The sequence below is a fragment of the Thermostilla marina genome (assembly GCF_054657455.1).
Genome location: NZ_BAAHYR010000001.1, coordinates 3,555,076 through 3,572,813 on the forward strand (window position 1 = coordinate 3,555,076; position 17,738 = coordinate 3,572,813).

General features: G+C 59.4%; 4 protein-coding genes and 1 tRNA gene. All 5 read right to left on the reverse strand.

What is annotated here, in order from left to right:
* Positions 1 to 49: 49 nt before the first annotated feature.
* The gene (locus tag ACYQ2I_RS13010) at positions 50 to 7,771 is read right to left on the reverse strand and encodes a hypothetical protein (RefSeq protein WP_460167453.1); all 7,722 of its coding nucleotides are present in this window, start codon (positions 7,769 to 7,771) and stop codon (positions 50 to 52) included.
* Complete coding sequence (locus tag ACYQ2I_RS13015) at positions 7,764 to 11,489, reverse strand: hypothetical protein (RefSeq protein WP_460167454.1); 3,726 nt, start codon at positions 11,487 to 11,489, stop codon at positions 7,764 to 7,766. Before ACYQ2I_RS13015 ends, ACYQ2I_RS13010 begins: the two co-directional genes overlap by 8 nt.
* 926 nt (positions 11,490 to 12,415) lie before the next feature.
* Positions 12,416 to 12,488, reverse strand: a tRNA-Lys gene (locus tag ACYQ2I_RS13020).
* A 348-nt stretch (positions 12,489 to 12,836) separates the two neighbouring features.
* Positions 12,837 to 16,241, reverse strand: coding sequence for a family 43 glycosylhydrolase (locus ACYQ2I_RS13025; RefSeq protein WP_460167455.1), 3,405 nt, complete (start codon positions 16,239 to 16,241; stop codon positions 12,837 to 12,839).
* A gap of 548 nt (positions 16,242 to 16,789) precedes the next feature.
* The gene (locus ACYQ2I_RS13030; RefSeq protein WP_460167456.1) at positions 16,790 to 17,629 is read right to left on the reverse strand and encodes an OmpA/MotB family protein; all 840 of its coding nucleotides are present in this window, start codon (positions 17,627 to 17,629) and stop codon (positions 16,790 to 16,792) included.
* Between the last annotated feature and the right edge of the window lie 109 nt (positions 17,630 to 17,738).

Genomic DNA, 17,738 nt, shown 5'->3' on the forward strand with positions numbered 1-17,738 from the left:
CAAAGAGACACGCCTCGATGGCATCGCCTTCTTGACGCAACGCGTCCGGTCACCGACTTTGCGGTTCCGTCTGTCCGAAGAGGTGGTAGATCGTCGCACCAACGGCCGTCAACAACATCATCAGCCCGATAGCCGGAACGAGACACAATCCGATCAACCCGCCGATCAAAAACGCGCCGCGTCCCCACCAGGATCGCTGCCACTTAACCACGTATCGGCGAACGATGTATCCGGCGGCCAGCAGCAACACCAGGACAACCGTCGCCCCACCGGCTTGCCGTCCCCGTGACACCGTATCTTCGTCGACCGCCCATGCCCCGATTCGTGCGGCACCTTGCGGCGCGATGAACGTGTATTCGCGTCCTTGCCGCGGAATGGGAACATCGACGCTGGTGAGATTTTCGAACAACATGCCGGCTTCCTGTGATTGGGGAACGACCTGCTGTCCGCCGATCGCAAACGACTGCGCGGCGTCTTCGTTTGCGCCCGCTTGCCGGCCGAGTTCCAGTTGCTCGACTTCGCGGTCCATGCGACGTCCGGCGATCGCCTCACCACCGACGCCTCCGCCGAATCCTCCTCCGGCGAAGCCTGCAATTTCCTGCGAATATCGTTCTTCGTATTGTTTGACTTTGTCTGCGGCCCTCGCTCTTTGCGGCCCCAATGCGTCCATCTCGGCCTCGTAACTTTCCTTGTATTCGGGAGCGCTCTTTGATTTTTCTGCCGCCTCGAATCGGCTTGTAAGACGACGACTTTGAAGGGGCGCATTTTGAGGTGGTGTCGTCGGGCGATCTTGCGGCATTGGTCCGCTGGCCGCCGAAGCGGCCTGTCCCTTTTTGCCGACCAATTCCCCGAACCACCGGGTGTTGACATCACGTGCCCCGCCGGCTGCTTCCGCCCCTCCGGACGGCTTACTTTCGAGCCCCCAGTTCGACACCGCTCGTTCGACGACGTTTTTCCCCCGACGGACACGCTGCTGACGATACAACATCTCGAGTTGAACCGTGTTGTCGACCTGCGCGGCGGCACCACGTTCGCCTTCCGCCTGATCATCGTATTCGGTGCCGAGATTCTGCAGCAGAGCAAGCGATTCTTCGATGACCCCGCCCGAACTCCGACGGTCGGCGTACTCCGAAGTAAGCGACGAAAACAATCCGGCATTCTGTTTCGCTCGAACTCGCGAAAACTGATCGCCGTGTCTTGCCGTTTCTACAAGATCCCGAACGATTCGGGCCTCGAACTCGGTAAATCCGGCATCCAATTCCTCGGGAGCCACCGCACGCATCGTCCCGTCGAAATGCAGCCAGCGCAATTCGTCGGGAAGATACAATCGCAACTGGCTCCATTCAGGCGTCACGTCTTCCGGCTCAATCAGAGGAAAAGAAACATGCGTCACCAACGACGACAGCGAGATCGTTCCTCCGTATTTCAGTTGGATTTGATACGGCAGGTCGCCGGGTGCCGTGCGAACGATCGGAACGTGGATTCGCTCCGGTCGGGCGCCGTCCATTACCAAGGGTTTCACGGGATTTCCGTTGACAATCGCCGTCCACAAGCGGGCACTTTCCGGCAGCGTGACGACCAAGAACTGCTCGGATCGGTTCTCCGTCCAATACACTTGCTCGGCCCGGTAGGCACCATCGGCTCCCAGCGACAGGAGACATTCGGCCATGCGAATCCGCACCGGCGACGTCATGGCCAACGGCCGCGATCGGACGCGAAAAGCGAGATCGGCCTGAGCGAGTTCGGCACGCACGCGATACGCCGCGGTCACGAATCCTTTTCCATCGCCGATCTGCATCCGGCGCCACAATTCTTTTTGCCGTTCGGGCGTCAGTTTTTCCACACCTTCGGCCGTCTCCTCGACAACTTCGTCACGGCCCACATTTTGCAACGTCACATATCGTTCACCGGCGCGAACCGCAATGCCGTCGTCGACGGCCACGGCAAATGGAACGGGTGCCGGGTGGCGTTGGTCGTCGACCAACCGGTCGTTCCGGACCAAGACTCGCAAGTCGTCCATCACATCGTCTTGGAACGTCAATCGTACTTCCACCGGCGAGTTCGGATCCTTTTCATCGAAGACGATGTCTTCTGTACGAACCATCGGCGCCGCTACCCGACATCCTTGCATCGAGGCCGGCAATAAAAATCGCAGTTCACGAATCCCCGCCTCTTTGATATCGAAGTCCAACAACACTGTGTCTTCGATACTTCGGTCCGTGAAGCGGACATTGGTGATCGTGTCATACGAGACCACGGCCTTTCGCCGCTCGACGGCAATACGTCCTTTCACATCCTCCGCTTGCGACGCCAATATCAACTGCACGAAGGACCGCAATTCGCTACGTACCCATGAAGCCGACTCGAGCGGCTGCGGACGCATACCTTCCAATTCCAGCGGTCGCAGCCGATAAACCGGGTCGATCAACACGGCCATCCGCATGGCCGCATTGCCCTCCAAGAAATCGAACGCGGGCACGTCGATTTCGCCGCCGATAGGCTCACGTTGAAGCGTCATCGTCGCAACGGCATTGACGTTTTGAACGGCACCACGAGGCATCCACAAGTGCAATATCGTGCGTCCTTCGCTTTGTGAGGTGGACCAACTGCACTCAGGCGGCACGGAAACATCGTCCAACGACGTCATCGTCGGCGGCAATGCAAAGCGCACATGCGAAAACGGAACCCGGTTCACTTCGTTGATGTCGAATCTCGCCTCCAATGTACGTTGATACGTTCCGATACGGTAAAGAGCATCGATTCTCGTAACGAATCGCGGCTGCTTCGACACGGCTTGCATCGTGATGCGATAATCGCCCGATTGAAATCGATATCCGGCATGGACCACCGGTTCCAGCGGACTCTCTGCGGACGCCCGCACGACGGCCTCAGACGGCTTCCAGTTCGCCGTATCGATCGACGTCACGTTTTCCGTCTCTCGAATCTGGAGATCGAGACGCGGACTTCGACGTACGATGATCGTTCCTTGCGAGATCGCAGCCCCGTCGAGCGCCAATTGCGGCACGTCGAGTTGCGTCGGTTGATGTCCGATCGATACGCCGCGTTGAAGCTCCACGGTAATGTGCTCGGCATCTTCAGCCATCGCGAGCAGGTCGACCTCGATCGTGTCCGAGCCGCCGGCCTCGTTACGGCGCCATTCCCATCCTCGAACGTTTGGTCCTTCGACCCTCAACACATGCCAACCGGCAGGAATTTTGAGCTGAAAGGCATCGCGTTTCGATTGAGGAAAACTAATCGCCGTATCCCACACGACGCGAATTCCTTCTTCGGCGACCTGGAAGAGGATGGACGCATCGGTAGACAAAGCGCGGTCCACTCGTCCGGCCAAGATCTTGGGACGCCATCGCAACACGACATGTCCATCCATACCGACGGCCGAGACCACGTGTTCCCCGTCTTGCGAGGTCACGTAATCAGCCCGATCGGGCTGGCCGCTGAAACGCACCTCGGTTTCCGCCTCCGGCACATGGAGGTCGAACTGCGCACCCGGCAATCCGCCGATTACAAAATCGGCTACGCGCCATCCCCCTTCACGCTGCAACGGAACCTGAAGACGAAGTTGCAACCGGTGCGTTCCCTTGCCCCCGAAGCGCACGACGACCACTTGTGAGCCCCCAGGATGCGGTGCCTGCCGGTTTGTCTTGTCGTCCGGTGTGACGTGGGCCAGACCGACGACCGCCGGTTTTCCGTCGACAACGGCTTCAACGACCCCGGCCCCCGCGGGCCGAAGCGGCAACTCCACCGGCTCGTCGACGAACACGGTGACTTCAACGTCGAGGGTCACTTCCAGCGAATCACCTGTACTTGCGGTGCCCGTCAACGTCGCCGGAGATACCGCGAACTTGGTGGGCGGTTTCGGCAGCTGCTGCGGACGCGGATGAGTCGCTTCCAACAACTTCAGGTACCGGTCGTACGGCACCCAAACATTCCCCGCGTCACGAGGCAATCCGCTCTCGGGATCATAGGGCACCAACAACGCGTCTTCGGGTACGTCAAGCGGCGGGAGGGCGTCAATCACCTGGACGACGACCCCATCGTGCTCGACAGACTTCTCCGGTTGCTGCGACTGCACGGCTCGGCCGTGAAAGAGGCATGCCAGCGCGACGACGATCGGCAGTATGCAGCTTCCGGCTTTCGACGACACCGCCCACCAATACACGCGAACGATTCCGCCGACGAGCAGTCGCCCCACGCCGGTCACGAACAGGGAAGCCACACGCCATAGCGGATCGACGACCATCAAGATGACGACGGCGATCACGACTCCATCGCCGATCGGTGCTGCCATGTCAAGCCCCGGAAGCAACGGAAGGAACGTTCCCGCAGCGATGAGCAACAGCGCCCAACGCCACTTGAGCCGAAATCCCCGCCGATACAACACGACGGCGAACATGACGATCAGCAACACGGCGATCCACGTGGCGCCTTCGAGCCCCCCCGCGGCAACGCCGTCGATCTGAATCGAAGGAGACTCTCCCAAAAATCGCACATCGACTTCGTGGTAGTATCGGGGAAGCATTTCCGGAACGAAGGTCATCGTCCGGAATCCCGCGTACATTACGGCTCCCTCGGCCTTGTGCTGCGGTTGTTCTACCTGCGCACGTTTTTCGTCGCGATCCGCCCGCGGAACGGCCGCTTGCATTTCGACCGGTGCCTCGGGAACCGGCGGCTCCGCTTCAGCGGCCTCCTCCTCGGCCAAAGCTTCGTCGGCCGTTTCCATCGGCATCTCTTCGGCGGCTTGCGGCAGTTCGGCTCCCGTCTCGAAATCCCCCACCGCTTTTTCCAGCCCATCCTGAACCGGTGCGGTTGCGGTCGGCAGAGGCTCACTCATCCCCGCGGCACCGCACCCGATCACAATCGGGGTACACGCGGCCGCAAATCCTTTTGCGATGGACAGCAAAACCGGCGAGCGACGTTTCGTAATGCGATATCCCCGCGGCCCCCAGCGCACGACCTCGTACTGTCTGGGCACATGGACCGACCATTCGGCATCCGCAATCGGCACATCGCGATTGCCGGTCGTATCCTGCTCAGGCAACATCAACGCGGGCAATTCGACGACGGCCGAGGCCCACATTCCCAACGGTCGCTTTCGTTGACGGTAACACACTTCCAAGGCGCGCTCACCACCGGCAGAAGCGTCGTCGGTCGCCATGCTCAAGAGCAATCGACCATCTCTCTCCTGCGGACGCAACGGTTTGCCGTCCACGGCGACCGACCACAATTCCGATTTGCCGGGCAGCTGCATGGCCAGATACGGAGTCTTACAAATCACGTGATACGTGACCTGCGTCGAAACTGCGCCGTCGAGCTCCATGACGCTCACGGCCTTCAAGTCTTTTGCTACGGCGGGCGGCGCCGCAGACACGGCCGTTTCCGACAATCGTCGAACCGAAGCAATGACCGTCGGTCGGTGCCCCACAAAACTGTACACCCCCAAGATCTGTCGGCCGGGTTGATATTCGGCATCGACCAACTCGCCGATGTCGACACTGCGGGCGTTCGAGGCGATCTCCACCTCGAGCTCACCATGCCCCTCAACCGCAACGAAGCCGGAACGAAAAGCCGCCTCGGGCTCCAACAACGGCAATAACCATTTTTCGAGCTGCTCTTCCGGCAAGGGCATACGGAATTCCGCCACCAGCCGAACGCGTCCGCGTCGCTCATCCTTGAGCGTCACTTTCCAACGTCGTCCCGAAGTCGTTTCCTCGGCGACGTAGGTTTTGATCTCGACGTCATCTAGTCCGAAGACGTCGATACTCGGAGGCGTTTCCTTCGGAAGCACGAACGCCAATTCATCGCACGCCGCACGATCTACGAAATAGTCGATTTCGTAGCGCGGCACCAATCCGTCGGGCTGAATCCGCAAGAACGCGTACGTACAGGCGGTGATTCGAGGCTTGGTCTTTTCGACATCGAACGTCGCACGAAAGTCGGTTCCATCGAATCGGTAAGCCAGCCTCGTTTCAACTGCCGCCAGCCCGAAGTCGGCTTTTTCTTTCTCGCTCAAAGCCACGAGACGATCGGTTGCGATCGGTCGAACAGCCAAGTCGTCTTCTTCCCGCACGGCTATGGCACCGACGGTGCGCGTCGTCCCGACGCCCTCGAAGTTCGGAAAACGAATCGTTCGTTTCCCCGTCCATTCGTTCAACCAGCCCTTGGGAACATTTTTGGCGACGAAGTCGACTCGCACCTGCTCGCCGGGTTCCACGGCGACGGGCAAGCGTACTTCGACCCGCTTGGTCCCACCCTCTTCCGAATACACTTCGTATGCCAAGGCGCGGCCCTGATAATCGGACACCGATTCGATTTGCCATTGCGAAGGCATGCGGAATGCAAACTCTACCAACCGTTCGACGCGCGGCGTCAGGAAGAATTCACCCTGGACCGCCAGGCCGTGTCGGCGAACACTCAATAGCGCGTTTGCAATGCAGTCCAACTCGGGCTCGGGCTCGAAGAAGTTTCCGCTTACGGCGTAATCGGCCGTCGGCGCGTACCAGGCAGCGAGAGGCCGACACCGAGGGGTCGTTTCGCCCGCGGTGGCCACGTCGCCGACCGCCGCCGCATCGATCGGCAACACCCCTGTTGTCGAAATCGTTTCGGCGTTCAGCCGCTCGTCCAAGAGCAAACCGACCACGGCCGTGCGCATGATGGCGTCGACCGGTTCCAGTTTCGGAAAAGACCAGTTCGCCAATTGGACGGGCGTGCGCAACAGCGTGATTTGGAACGAAACGGGCTCGGCCGTCGCTTCCCTCAAGTGCAATCGAAGAAGCCGTGTGTCTCCCGACTCCACCAGCTCCCAGCGAGCCAAGCTCGGCGACGTGACTTTGGTGACTTCGAATCCCCCGGGAATGCTCAAATCGAGTTGCTGCACGGCGCGATGCCGAATGTCGAAGGCGACGACGGCGTCGAGTTGCTCGTAGGCGCGGGTAACCCGGTCGACCAACACCGACCGTCCCAAGATTAGTGCCTTTTCTTGCAACGTGTGGCTATTGAGCGACAAATGCAGCTCGACGGTTTGTTTCGGCAACACGATTTCGAATACGGTCTTTCGAGCAGCCTCGTCATACCGCCGAGACACCACGCTCGCCCCCGATTTCACTTCCACATCGCCGGCAACCTCCAGGGTCGTTTGCTCGGCAGCCGCCGACGGCAGGCGGAAGCGAAACCATTGTTCCGCGGCCGTCGTTTGCAACGGTGCGGTAAACATCAATTCCAGACGATGCAGGCCGGAACCTTCGACAAACGCGATCAGCCGGCCGGGATCGGGACGGGCGACGGGAAGCGGTTTTCCGTCGATCGTCGCCGCAATCAGCCCCACACCGTCGATACCGAACTGGACGGCCTGAAGCTCGTCTTTCAAGGCTTCAAACACGATTGACGATCGCAACAACACACGCCCGTCGACAACCTGGATACGATGTTCCGCCGAAAGTGCCGCCCCCGCCACCGGCGGCAGGTCCGTATCGTCTTCCACCTTCGCCGCTTTCAACAAGCGCGCATACTCTTCGCGGTCGACGAGCACCCGTCGCGGCGCTTGCTGCAAGAGAACGTTGAGATCCTCATACGGCACGTAGATTTCCCGAACTTCCTGCGGCTGCGCAGTGACGGCCCCTGCAAGCAACACCGACACCACCAAGGCAGTAAAACTCAATACGCCAAAGCGTCCGGCGCGCCATCCGGGTATTCGCCACGCGGCCTTCTCGCATTCCCGATCGGTTTGAGTACACGATGTATGATGCTCACGCATGGCGGTCGCCCTCCTGCTCCTCATCGTCAGCGTGCTCGTCGCCCGCTGCGGGCTCGTCGTCATCCGCCTCCGAGGGGTCCCCCAGCACGATGTCTCCCGACGAATCGTCCTCTTCGTCGAAGTCGGGCTCCAAGAGTATGTCGTCGTCCGACAACGGCGTGTCTTCTTCGTCGGTCGGAACCGCGTCGACGACCGGCTCGACGTCGCGTTCGGGTTCCACAAGCTCGGCTTCCGTGACGCCGTGATCACCATCCGGAGCTTGCGGCGGGACGTCGCTCTGTTCTCCGTCTCGCGGTGGAAGCGGTGGTTTCCAACGCGACACGATCTGGAACAATCGCCGCGCCCACTGGAGTCCCCAGACGATCACGACGATGACAGCTCCGGCCGCCATTCCTTTGCCGACGATCTGTTGCGCCGGAATCGGTGCAACGATCCACATTACGATCCACGCAACAACGAGCCCTGTTATCGCCAGGGTTCGCGTACGCCAACCGAACGGCAACAACACGATACCGATCAACAGAGCACACCCTGCAACTATCAAATGCAAGACCCGATTGTCGACCAGCGTCAGACGAAGTCGTTGTTCAGGTGTGTCGCGAGGATCGACGGCCGAGAAAACGTAAAACGTTCCATCGGTCGGAAACGTGCCCACCGAAACACCCTCACTCGCCCATTCGAGCAAGTCACTGTCGTTCACTGCGGGCATAGCCCGCAGATCCAACCGAAGACGCGACCACGTGAATTCCTCGGTCCAAGTGCCGTTGTGCGAAAACAGACAGATTTCTTCCGGCAGGTACATCCCCAAGTAAATCTTTTGAACGGCAGGTGCCTGCGGTTGGACGTCGGAATCGATTGGAAACGTAGGTAGCGGAATCTCACTCCCGTCTCCCGGCAACGTGTAACGCAGTTCGAGCACGACCGGTTCGCCGGGTTCGGTTCCCACCAAGGGGACGTAATATCGCCGCCGCGTCCTGCCGTCGTCGGGCGTTTCCGCCGGCGCAGCGGCCGACTCGGCTTCGGTCGTGACGGCGTCTGCTGCTTCGGATGCCGCAGCATTCGGTTCCGTCTCATCGATCGTCGTCTCGGGATGGAACCGATTGCCGTTCAACCGCTGTTCGGCGTCCAACACGGCCCCCTCGGGCAGTTCGACGGCCAACCGCTGCTGAACGCTCCGCAGTCGGTAAATCGCCTGCACGCTCATCGTACCGGATCGGGTCACGACCACACGGACGAAGCCGCGTTCGATGCCGGTCGGCTTACCGGGATGAACTTGGTAGCGTGTCGCCAGTAGTTGCAACGTCCACGGCCCGTGGAATTCGAAAGCGCCCGCGGCATTCTCAAATTGCAGCCCGTCCATCAGGTCGTGCTGGGGATCGATCGGACGTACGCCTTCGGCGCCCGGTGCATCGCGAACGTCGATGTTTTCGGCCTTCAGGACGACAACTTGCCCCCACGACTGTTCCACGTTGCGGGGTATCAATCGCGGCACATCGACGGGCACGTCGCGAGCCTTGTCGAGCTCGTTCGACAATTCGCGGGTCCATGTGAGAGTGAGTGTATAACTGCCCAACAGTTCTTGCGGCCCGGAGAACTTCCATGCTTGATACCCCGGTTCGAGGTCATCGGGATCCGGCGTGATGCGTTCCTCACGAAAGTTGCGTGTGGTCAATCGAAACTCATCGGCCAAGACTTCAGGAATGTCGATGCGGAACGACTCGACGCCCCCGTACTGCACGTCGAAACGGAATTCGTCCGTATAGCGAATCGCCCGGTCTTCAACGGCGACGGTGAGAAGATGCCGCACTTCAACCTGCGGTTTGCGGCGTTCGAGCGTATACGTCACCGTCGGCGACTCTTGTGCCCAAGCGAATGCCTGAATGAGAACATTCCTGCCCGGCGAGGTGATCAGCCCTGCTCGGTCACCCTGCAAGCCTTCATAGGCTTCTTCCGGACTGACAGGCCGCAAGTTGCGAACCTGCTTGGGTACACACAACAAACTGGAAGCGGCGCGAACGACAACAGCCCCTTCGTTCGATTCGACAGAGGCGTCGTCGGGCCGCGAAATCGCCGGTGTCAGCTCGATTTTTCGTCCGACCTCTTGCAATTCTCGCTTGGAATCGAACGCCACCGAGTACTGATATTGCAAGCCGACCTTTCCGAAAGCCTGGCGAGAAAGATCGATCAACACGCGGTTCGGATCATCGGGATCGCGAACGACGCGTTCGACCTGCACCGGCGTGCCGCCGACGTCTGCACCTCGCACATTCAACACCTTCACCGGGATTTCCGGCGGCACCTCCAACGCCAGTTGGAAAACGCCCGCCCGCTGCACATCGAATTGCGTCAAGCCGGTAAAACTGTATGTCGTCGTTCCGATGTCGACGGCAGCCCAACTCTTGGCGTGAACCAACGGCTGCACTTTCTCCAATCGGAATGTCGCCTCGATCGGCAATGCCACGTATCGGTAACCGAATTTCCAGTTCCCCTCCTTCAGCGATTGAGGCACCTCGTTCGTGTCGATTTGCAATAGGCCCTTCCGATCGACGACTTCCGCTCGTAGGCCTTGTTCGGTCCCGACAACCACGATCCCCTGCTGGCGGACGACACCGCGGGCTTCCAGGACGGGCAACGACACCTCGGATTGGCGATCGAGAATCTTTTCCAATTCAATCGTTAGATGCTGCGACTGCGTCGCGGGATCGAAAAGAACGATCGAGAGAACTTGCGGGTCGCCCTCTTTTTCAGAAGGTTGCACCGACCATTGGCGAATGTTCGGATCGAACACCGAAACGATCTTTTGATCGGCTGGTACGGCGACGTCGAGCTTGTCGACTGCCGCGCGACGAATCGTGTAATCGAACTCCGCCCGCGTTCGAACGACGCCTTCGGCCATCACCATTTGCGTCTTGGTCTCGACGCTCACCAGCGCCTCCAGCCCCGCCGCCCCTTCAGCCTTGGGCGTCCACTCGAGCGTAACCGTCGGTGTGGCGCCGACGAATGCCAACAACACCGATGCGTCGGAAGGCGTTTCCGGCGATTCCGGCTTCTCCGGCGCCTCTGTGGCCGCCAGTATCGGTGTGATCTGCATTTTGATTCCCGGCTGCGCGATGTGGACGGTCCAGCGAGCGATCGGCGCCTGTGGAACCTGAAACGAAACTGCGTTTTTCCCGGGCGATCGAGTGATCGCCTTCGCGAACTCGATTTCGACGGTCACATCTTGCGGCTCTTTGGTCTTGTGCTCAAGCAGCAACGCGTAACCGTCTTGCTGGGAGATGAGTCGAGCCGGTTTTCCCTCGCAAGTGGCCGATACGATCGCGGCGTCGCCCAATCGGACAGGCACGGTCAACCACCCTTTATGCAGCAACGTGATGCTCAACTGTGACTTGACGCGCACTACGTCGGTCTCGATCGATGCGTCGTTACGAACCTCGTTGATCAACGCACCGTAGGGCGATTCCGGTTCAGGTGTGACTTCCGGCTCGCCTCGTGCCGCTTCCCACAAGGCGCGAAATTCTTCGTACGGCAAGTAAACACCGCGGCCTTCCCGCTCGAAAACCTCGCGCAATTTGTCGTAGGGAATGTAGATTGTCCGCTCGCGGAACGAGTCGTCTTCCGGTGCGGTCGATTCGGCATCGGCCGGCTGTGCCGTTTCACGCGACGGCGAAGCCGTCTCGGCCACCGCAGCCGGCGTTTCGGAGGCTTCCTCAGCTCGCACCGGTACCGACCGCAAGCCGAGACAAACGAATAAAGATACCAAAACCGCCGCATAACCCCCTGCACGAACAATCGGCGGCAATGATTGTCCGCAGTAGGAAAGCGAGGAATACAACCGGAAGCGAGAATTGCCGAGAAGCGTCATGACTCCACCTTGATTCATGGAGGAAAATGTTCGGCCGAACGGGACGCGATGCCCGCGTTACCTGAAAATCGATCTATTTCGGCAATCGCCCATTACGGCGAGGGAGGGATCTTCTGGCATCCTGCCAAGAGAAAGAATGCTCGTTACTCCTACGGCATGCGAAATGGTCGGCTGTTACCCGCTCGCGGGAAATGTCGCACGAGTGACGAGGCCCAATGCGTCGCACGCCCCAACATCTACGCCTCGTTTCCTTTTGCAAACGTAGCTCGCCGCATGCCCGCACGACGGCCCGAGACTGAGAGTCGTCGGCGCGCTCGGTACAACCGTCGCAGCAGGCGCAACCCAAGCAATTGATCCCCGGTGCTCCCACCAACGGCTTCGGAAAGCGAGCCATCGCATTCTGCGGATAGGATCCGCGGCGCAAAGGTGGTATTCCCGTAAACTGGAGGAATCCCCCCTTTTCTCATTGCGCTCCCCGGTGATGCATTTACGTTGCCGTGATGTGCCGTTTGGACGCACCGCCGACGCAAGAAGTTCACGAGTACTATGGAGAAATTCGGCCTGATAAGGTCGTGTATCGAGAAGCCTGCCCGATCCGCGTGCAATCCGCCGATCCCGGACAAGAAAACTAAGGAGTCCAAGGGCACAACACAGGGGGGGCGAGCCCCCCAAGAAACACCAGGCCGGACGCCGGCCTGCATTCGTGCGTCACAAGCCGCCGAAGCGCACGAAAACGCCTGCGGTCACCGGCTTTGGGAAAGACCGCAGGCATCTATCGCAAGTGAGGCTGTGGGGATTCGAACCCCAGACCTACGGATTAAAAGTCCGTTGCTCTACCGGCTGAGCTACAGCCTCTCCGGCAGTCGACCACAACCTCGCAGAATATCGGTTTTGTTTTGCCGCACCCTTCAGCAAATCGTACGACAACATACAAGCCCGATTTCGTGCGAAACGGGTTAGCGTGACGACAGCATAACATCTTACAGCGCCCCGTCCGCCGATCAAGGGGGACACGTCTGAAGACGGAACCGTAAATTCGTGATCGAACAGAGAAAAGCGTGTCGCCAAGCCCCCGAAGCCACGAAAACGGGGAGACATCCTGTGGTACCAGGACGCCTCCCGGCTGATCGTGGCCGACGAATTCTTCCGCCTCGCGTTTCGAGTCGACATGCAAGTCGGCGGTGGAATTCACCGCACAGCGGTTTACAGGTCGAACTTCTGGACTTCCTCGGGCCCGGGCGTCGCGTAATTCGGATCCTTGGCTCGTATGTAGACATCGCCGTCGACGAGCTCGCGCACTTCCAACGGCACGATCGTGACCCCCTGGCGGTTGATCGTATAGGCATTGTCACTGAGATCGCGCGAGCGCGCTTCTTCGGGGGTAAGCGGCGGTACATTCGCATTGAAGAACGCGGTACACCACCACTTGCCGTCACGATCTTGGAACGGTGTCCCATGGCCGAGAAAGCGCCCCACAAACCGCCGAGGTCCGAATGGGCCGGTCGGCTTGTCGGCCGTGCAATAGTAGAGGTTGTACGTTCCCTTGCGTCCCTGGTCGGTCGACCACGCAGTCCCGAAGTGGACGTACTTGTTGCCGATCTTTTTCATCGTGGCGCCCTCGTGGCCGATCCGGTTGATCTTCTCGCCGGTCACCGGATGAATTCGATACCCGGCCGGATCGATTCGCACCGGTTCGGCCGTCAACTGCGAAAAGTCGGGAGCCAACGGTGCAATCACGGTGTTTCCCCACAACAAATACCAAGTCCCATCCTCGTCGCGAAACATCGACGGGTCGTGCATGCGGGGCTGGTTTTCGCCCAGGGGATACTCCCACGGCCCGCCGATTTCGGGCCCCGCCGACAACGCGAACGTCGAAACAACCGACGGGCAATGCACCAGCGTCCAACGATCGCCCGTCCAATGCAGTTCAGGTGCCCAAATCAATCGGCGATCGGGCTTCTTACCCAGCACTTTGGCCGGCAAGCTGTCGGCAATGCTGAATGGTTCACCGAGGTATTCCCACTCGATCAAATCCTTGCTGCGCCACACCCGCACGTACTCGCCGACGATACTTCCCTCGCCCAAGCCGGTATTGTGCGGTTCAATGACTTCGCGCGGATTGTTCGGATTCGGTTGGGTTCCGGTCAGGTAGTAATAGTCGTCGGGGCCCAAGACGATGTACGGATCGCGGATCCATCCCGCCTTGATGTACAAAGCACGATCGTGGGAAGCCAAGCCCCGTCGAATCTCCTCCGGCGACATGACCGCAGGCAGCTTTGCGACGGCCGTCTTGGTTACGCGCTGCTGCACTTTTGTCGAATCGGTCTCGGGAAGCGGCTCGTACAACCGTCGATTGATCGCCGCCAGATCGGCCTCCGGCATCTTCTTGACCTTTCGGTCGTAGGTCATCAAACCGTTGATCTCACCTTCGACATCGGTCGTCTGCGTGTATACGCCTCCGGCAATGCCTTGTTTTCGCAATTCATCGAGCAGTGCGATCGAGGTTCGATAGCGCTGTTCGTATTCGTCCTTGGTTTGCGGCAGGCCGCCGTATCCCCAGTTACGCCGATTCGCGTCCCACAAGTGCTCTCGGAAAGGATAGCCGTGACCGCCGAATTCGCCGACGACCTTGATAAAGTCGTCGAATCGTCCACCCGCACCATCTTCAAAGGGAAAACGCGGCTGCGGATACGCGTGCGCATCGACCACATCTCCGACCGGCCAGAAGTTGCCCCCGCTGGCAATATTCACCAGTCGCGTGGGATCCCGTTGCACGACCCACTCGCCGACCTCCATCGTTCGATGCTGTCCCCAACGTTCGTTGAAGGGGATCCAGACGACGATGGAGGGATGGTTTTCGAGCGTGTCGATCATGCGGGCGAGTTCACGCATGAATTGTGCATGTTCGGCGTCGGGCCAGTCGGCATCGACGGGATCGGGCTTCAAACGGGTCCACGGCGGATTGGCGCCGCCGCTGACATGATCCTGCCAAACCATCAAGCCCAACCGATCGCAGTGATAGTAATAACGACGCGGTTCGACCTTGATGTGTTTGCGCATCATGTTGAAGCCGGCATTCTTCAGAAATTGAATGTCGGCCACGATCGCTTCGTCGGACGGCGGCGTGAGGAGCCCGTCGGGCCACCAACCTTGGTCCAAGGTGCCGAAGTGGAAGATCACCTTGCCGTTCAAGGTGAACCGCCAATGGCCGTTCTCGTCTTTGACTTTTCCGACGCTGCGGATTCCGGTGTAAGAACGCACTTGATCGACCACGTTTCCGTGGGCATCCAACAACCGAACGACCAAATCGTAAAGATGGGGTGAGTCGGGCGACCACAGTTTCGCATCGGGCACGGTCAACTCGACCAATGCCCCGTCGGTTTCTGCCCGCGCCACGTCTTTATCACCGTCTTTGACGACCACCTCAACTCGCTGATCTTTGGTCCTGTGATTCGTAATCGGGGCGACTCGAATCACGCCCTTCTCGGCTTCCGTCGTGATCTTCAGGTCGGCAATGTAGGCATCGGGCACTTGTTCCAGCCACACGGTTTGCCAAATGCCGGATACCTGCGTGTACCAGATTCCGCGGGGATTCAACGTTTGCTTTCCCCGCAATTGCCAGCCTTCGGTTTCGTCTTCGACCCTCACGATCAGCAAGTTGTCGCCGTCGACGACCGCATCGGTAATATCAAACGAAAACGGCGTAAACCCGCCCTTGTGTGCCCCCACAAGCTTTCCGTTCACATAGACTTCGCACGCGTAATCGACCGCCTCGAAATTCAACAATGTCCGACGACCGGGCGTTTTCTTCACGGTAAACGGGCGTCGGTACCACAGGGCTTCGTCGGGCGTCAGCAAACGCTGGACGCCGCCCAATTTGGACTCCAGGCAGAACGGCACGAGAATCTCACCGTCCCACTCGCCGGGCACGGCCTTTTGACGATCACTGGTGATCGCGTATTGCCAAATCCCGTTGAGGTTCGTCCAATCGGTCCGCACCAGTTGAGGGCGAGGATACTCACGCCACGCGTTTTCGGGAGTCACCTTTTCGCCCCAGGGCGTGATCAATTCGGAAACAAACGGCTTCAGGCTGCGTTTAGGCTCGGGCAACGTCGGCACATGATTCGCATCGACCACGTGCACGTCGATGAACTGGCCGCCGGTCGTCTGCCGACAATGGACGGCCAGCACGTTCTCGCCCTTCACCAAAACCGCCGGGTCTTCGATCGGAACAACGCGATACTCTTTCCAAAAGCCGGGGAATTCCCCGACCAGCTTGCCGTTGATGTAGACTTCGGCGTCTTCGTCGTGATGCATGAGCAAAGCCGGTTTGGCGGGCAACTTGTCGAGCACGAAGCGTTTTCGGGCCCAGATCTCCTGACCCGCCCAATTCGTGCCGACACGAGCCCCCGGTGTCTCCAGCGTCCCGAAACCTCCGTTTCCTTCCGCCCAGCGGGAATCGTCAAATGTCGGGTTTTTCCAAGTCTGAGGCGGTTGTCGATCGATAAACCGCCAGGTATCGACGATCTCCTGCCCGAGACCGTTCCCCCCTGCACCGAAGAACGTCCACAAAACCGCCCAAAGCCAAAATGCGTACAACGATCTCATCAACATCCTTTCCTTTTTCTACATGGGTTCCCAAAGAGATCACTTCGGGATGGGAATCTGCATTTCATGGAATTCGCCGCAAAGCATTCACCGGCACGGTGCCGTCGCACGTTCGGTGTGCATTGTCTCTACCGCGTGCAGTCGAAGCAACCATCTGCATGCCGCCGGCGCAACATTTCGGTAGCAAAGTGGTGAGCCACGTCCTCAACCGTCCCAAAACTGCCGCAGTCGTATCATGCGATTGAGAAATTTTGCGCAGAGCCACGCGGAACCGCTCTTAAACGCCCAACCTCATGGACAAGGCCGCACGCTTAGCGGATTCCTGCGGAAAAATCGGCAAAGAACGCGTTCACCGAATCGCCGTAGGCCCTTGCGAAAATATCCCCCACAGGCTTCTCGATCTCGAAGCCTTCCCACAGCGTTTTAATTATAGTTGCGATCCAAAGCGCACGCAAAAATCGTCGAGGAAGCCCAAGACCGGAACCTACGGCCGATGCGGAAAGTGGGTACCGAAGGTCGCTATCACGACCTATTCCGCCAGACGTTCTTCAGCGCGGCCGCTGTTCGGGATAGAGGACGAACTCGACGCGGCGATTCGTCCGTCGGCCGGACTCGCTTGCATTGGACGCGCGAGGGTGCGCCGCCCCGTGACCTACGACGAAGAGTTGATCGGAAGACAATCGTGTCTGCGTTACCAACACGTGATGGACGGCGGCCGCCCACGAAAGGGAAAGTTCCATGTGGTTTTTCCACAAATTGCCTGCGATCGGCCCGTTGTCCGTGAAACCTTCGATCCCTACCATCTGGTCCGGATAGAGTCTGAGAATTTCGCGGGCAATCGCCGAGATGATTTCGGTCGCACCGGATTGCAACGTCATCGTCCCCGGGACAAACAACGAATCGGCCGGAACAATGATCCGGATGACGTCCCCGTCGCGGATCACCTCGGCTCCGCCGACATTTACCATCGGCAGGGTATCCAACAGACTGTTATTGGGATCGATCGCCACGCTTCCTTGCCGATGCAGCGAGGCGGTGAGCGTTTGTACCTGCCGTTGCGATTCCTCCGCCGCCTTTTTCGCCTGCGCGAGCTGCTCGGTCGTGTCCTTTAGTTGCTGCCGTAACAACTCGAGTTGTTCCTGGGCGGTCTTGGTGCGTTGATTGGCTTCGGCGAGTAGTGTTTGGAGCTGCTGATTGTCGCGGTCGAGCGTTGCCGCTTTCGTCCGGTACTCATCCAGTTGGCGGGAAATCGCGAGTTGTTGCTTTTTCCATTCCTCGGTTTGTGTCGAACTCAACAGGCCGCCGTTTTGCGCGCAACCCGCAAGAAATACGGCCGAAACCGCTAACCATAGCCAGCCATGTTGGATGAGAGCACGCTTTGTGTTCATTCCCAAAACACGTGCAAGGAGGTGATCGGCCGAATCGCCGGGCCGCGCAACCGGTCCGAAAGCGGGCGGCACGTTATTGCGACGTCGTCGCAACCTCTACGGCGATGGC

Excerpts from the sequence above, each read along its gene's own strand:
- ACYQ2I_RS13030 (WP_460167456.1), bottom strand. The coding sequence starts at position 17,629 with ATGAACACAAAGCGTGCTCTCATCCAACATGGCTGGCTATGGTTAGCG.
- ACYQ2I_RS13010 (WP_460167453.1), bottom strand. The coding sequence starts at position 7,771 with ATGCGTGAGCATCATACATCGTGTACTCAAACCGATCGGGAATGCGAG.
- ACYQ2I_RS13025 (WP_460167455.1), bottom strand. The coding sequence starts at position 16,241 with ATGAGATCGTTGTACGCATTTTGGCTTTGGGCGGTTTTGTGGACGTTC.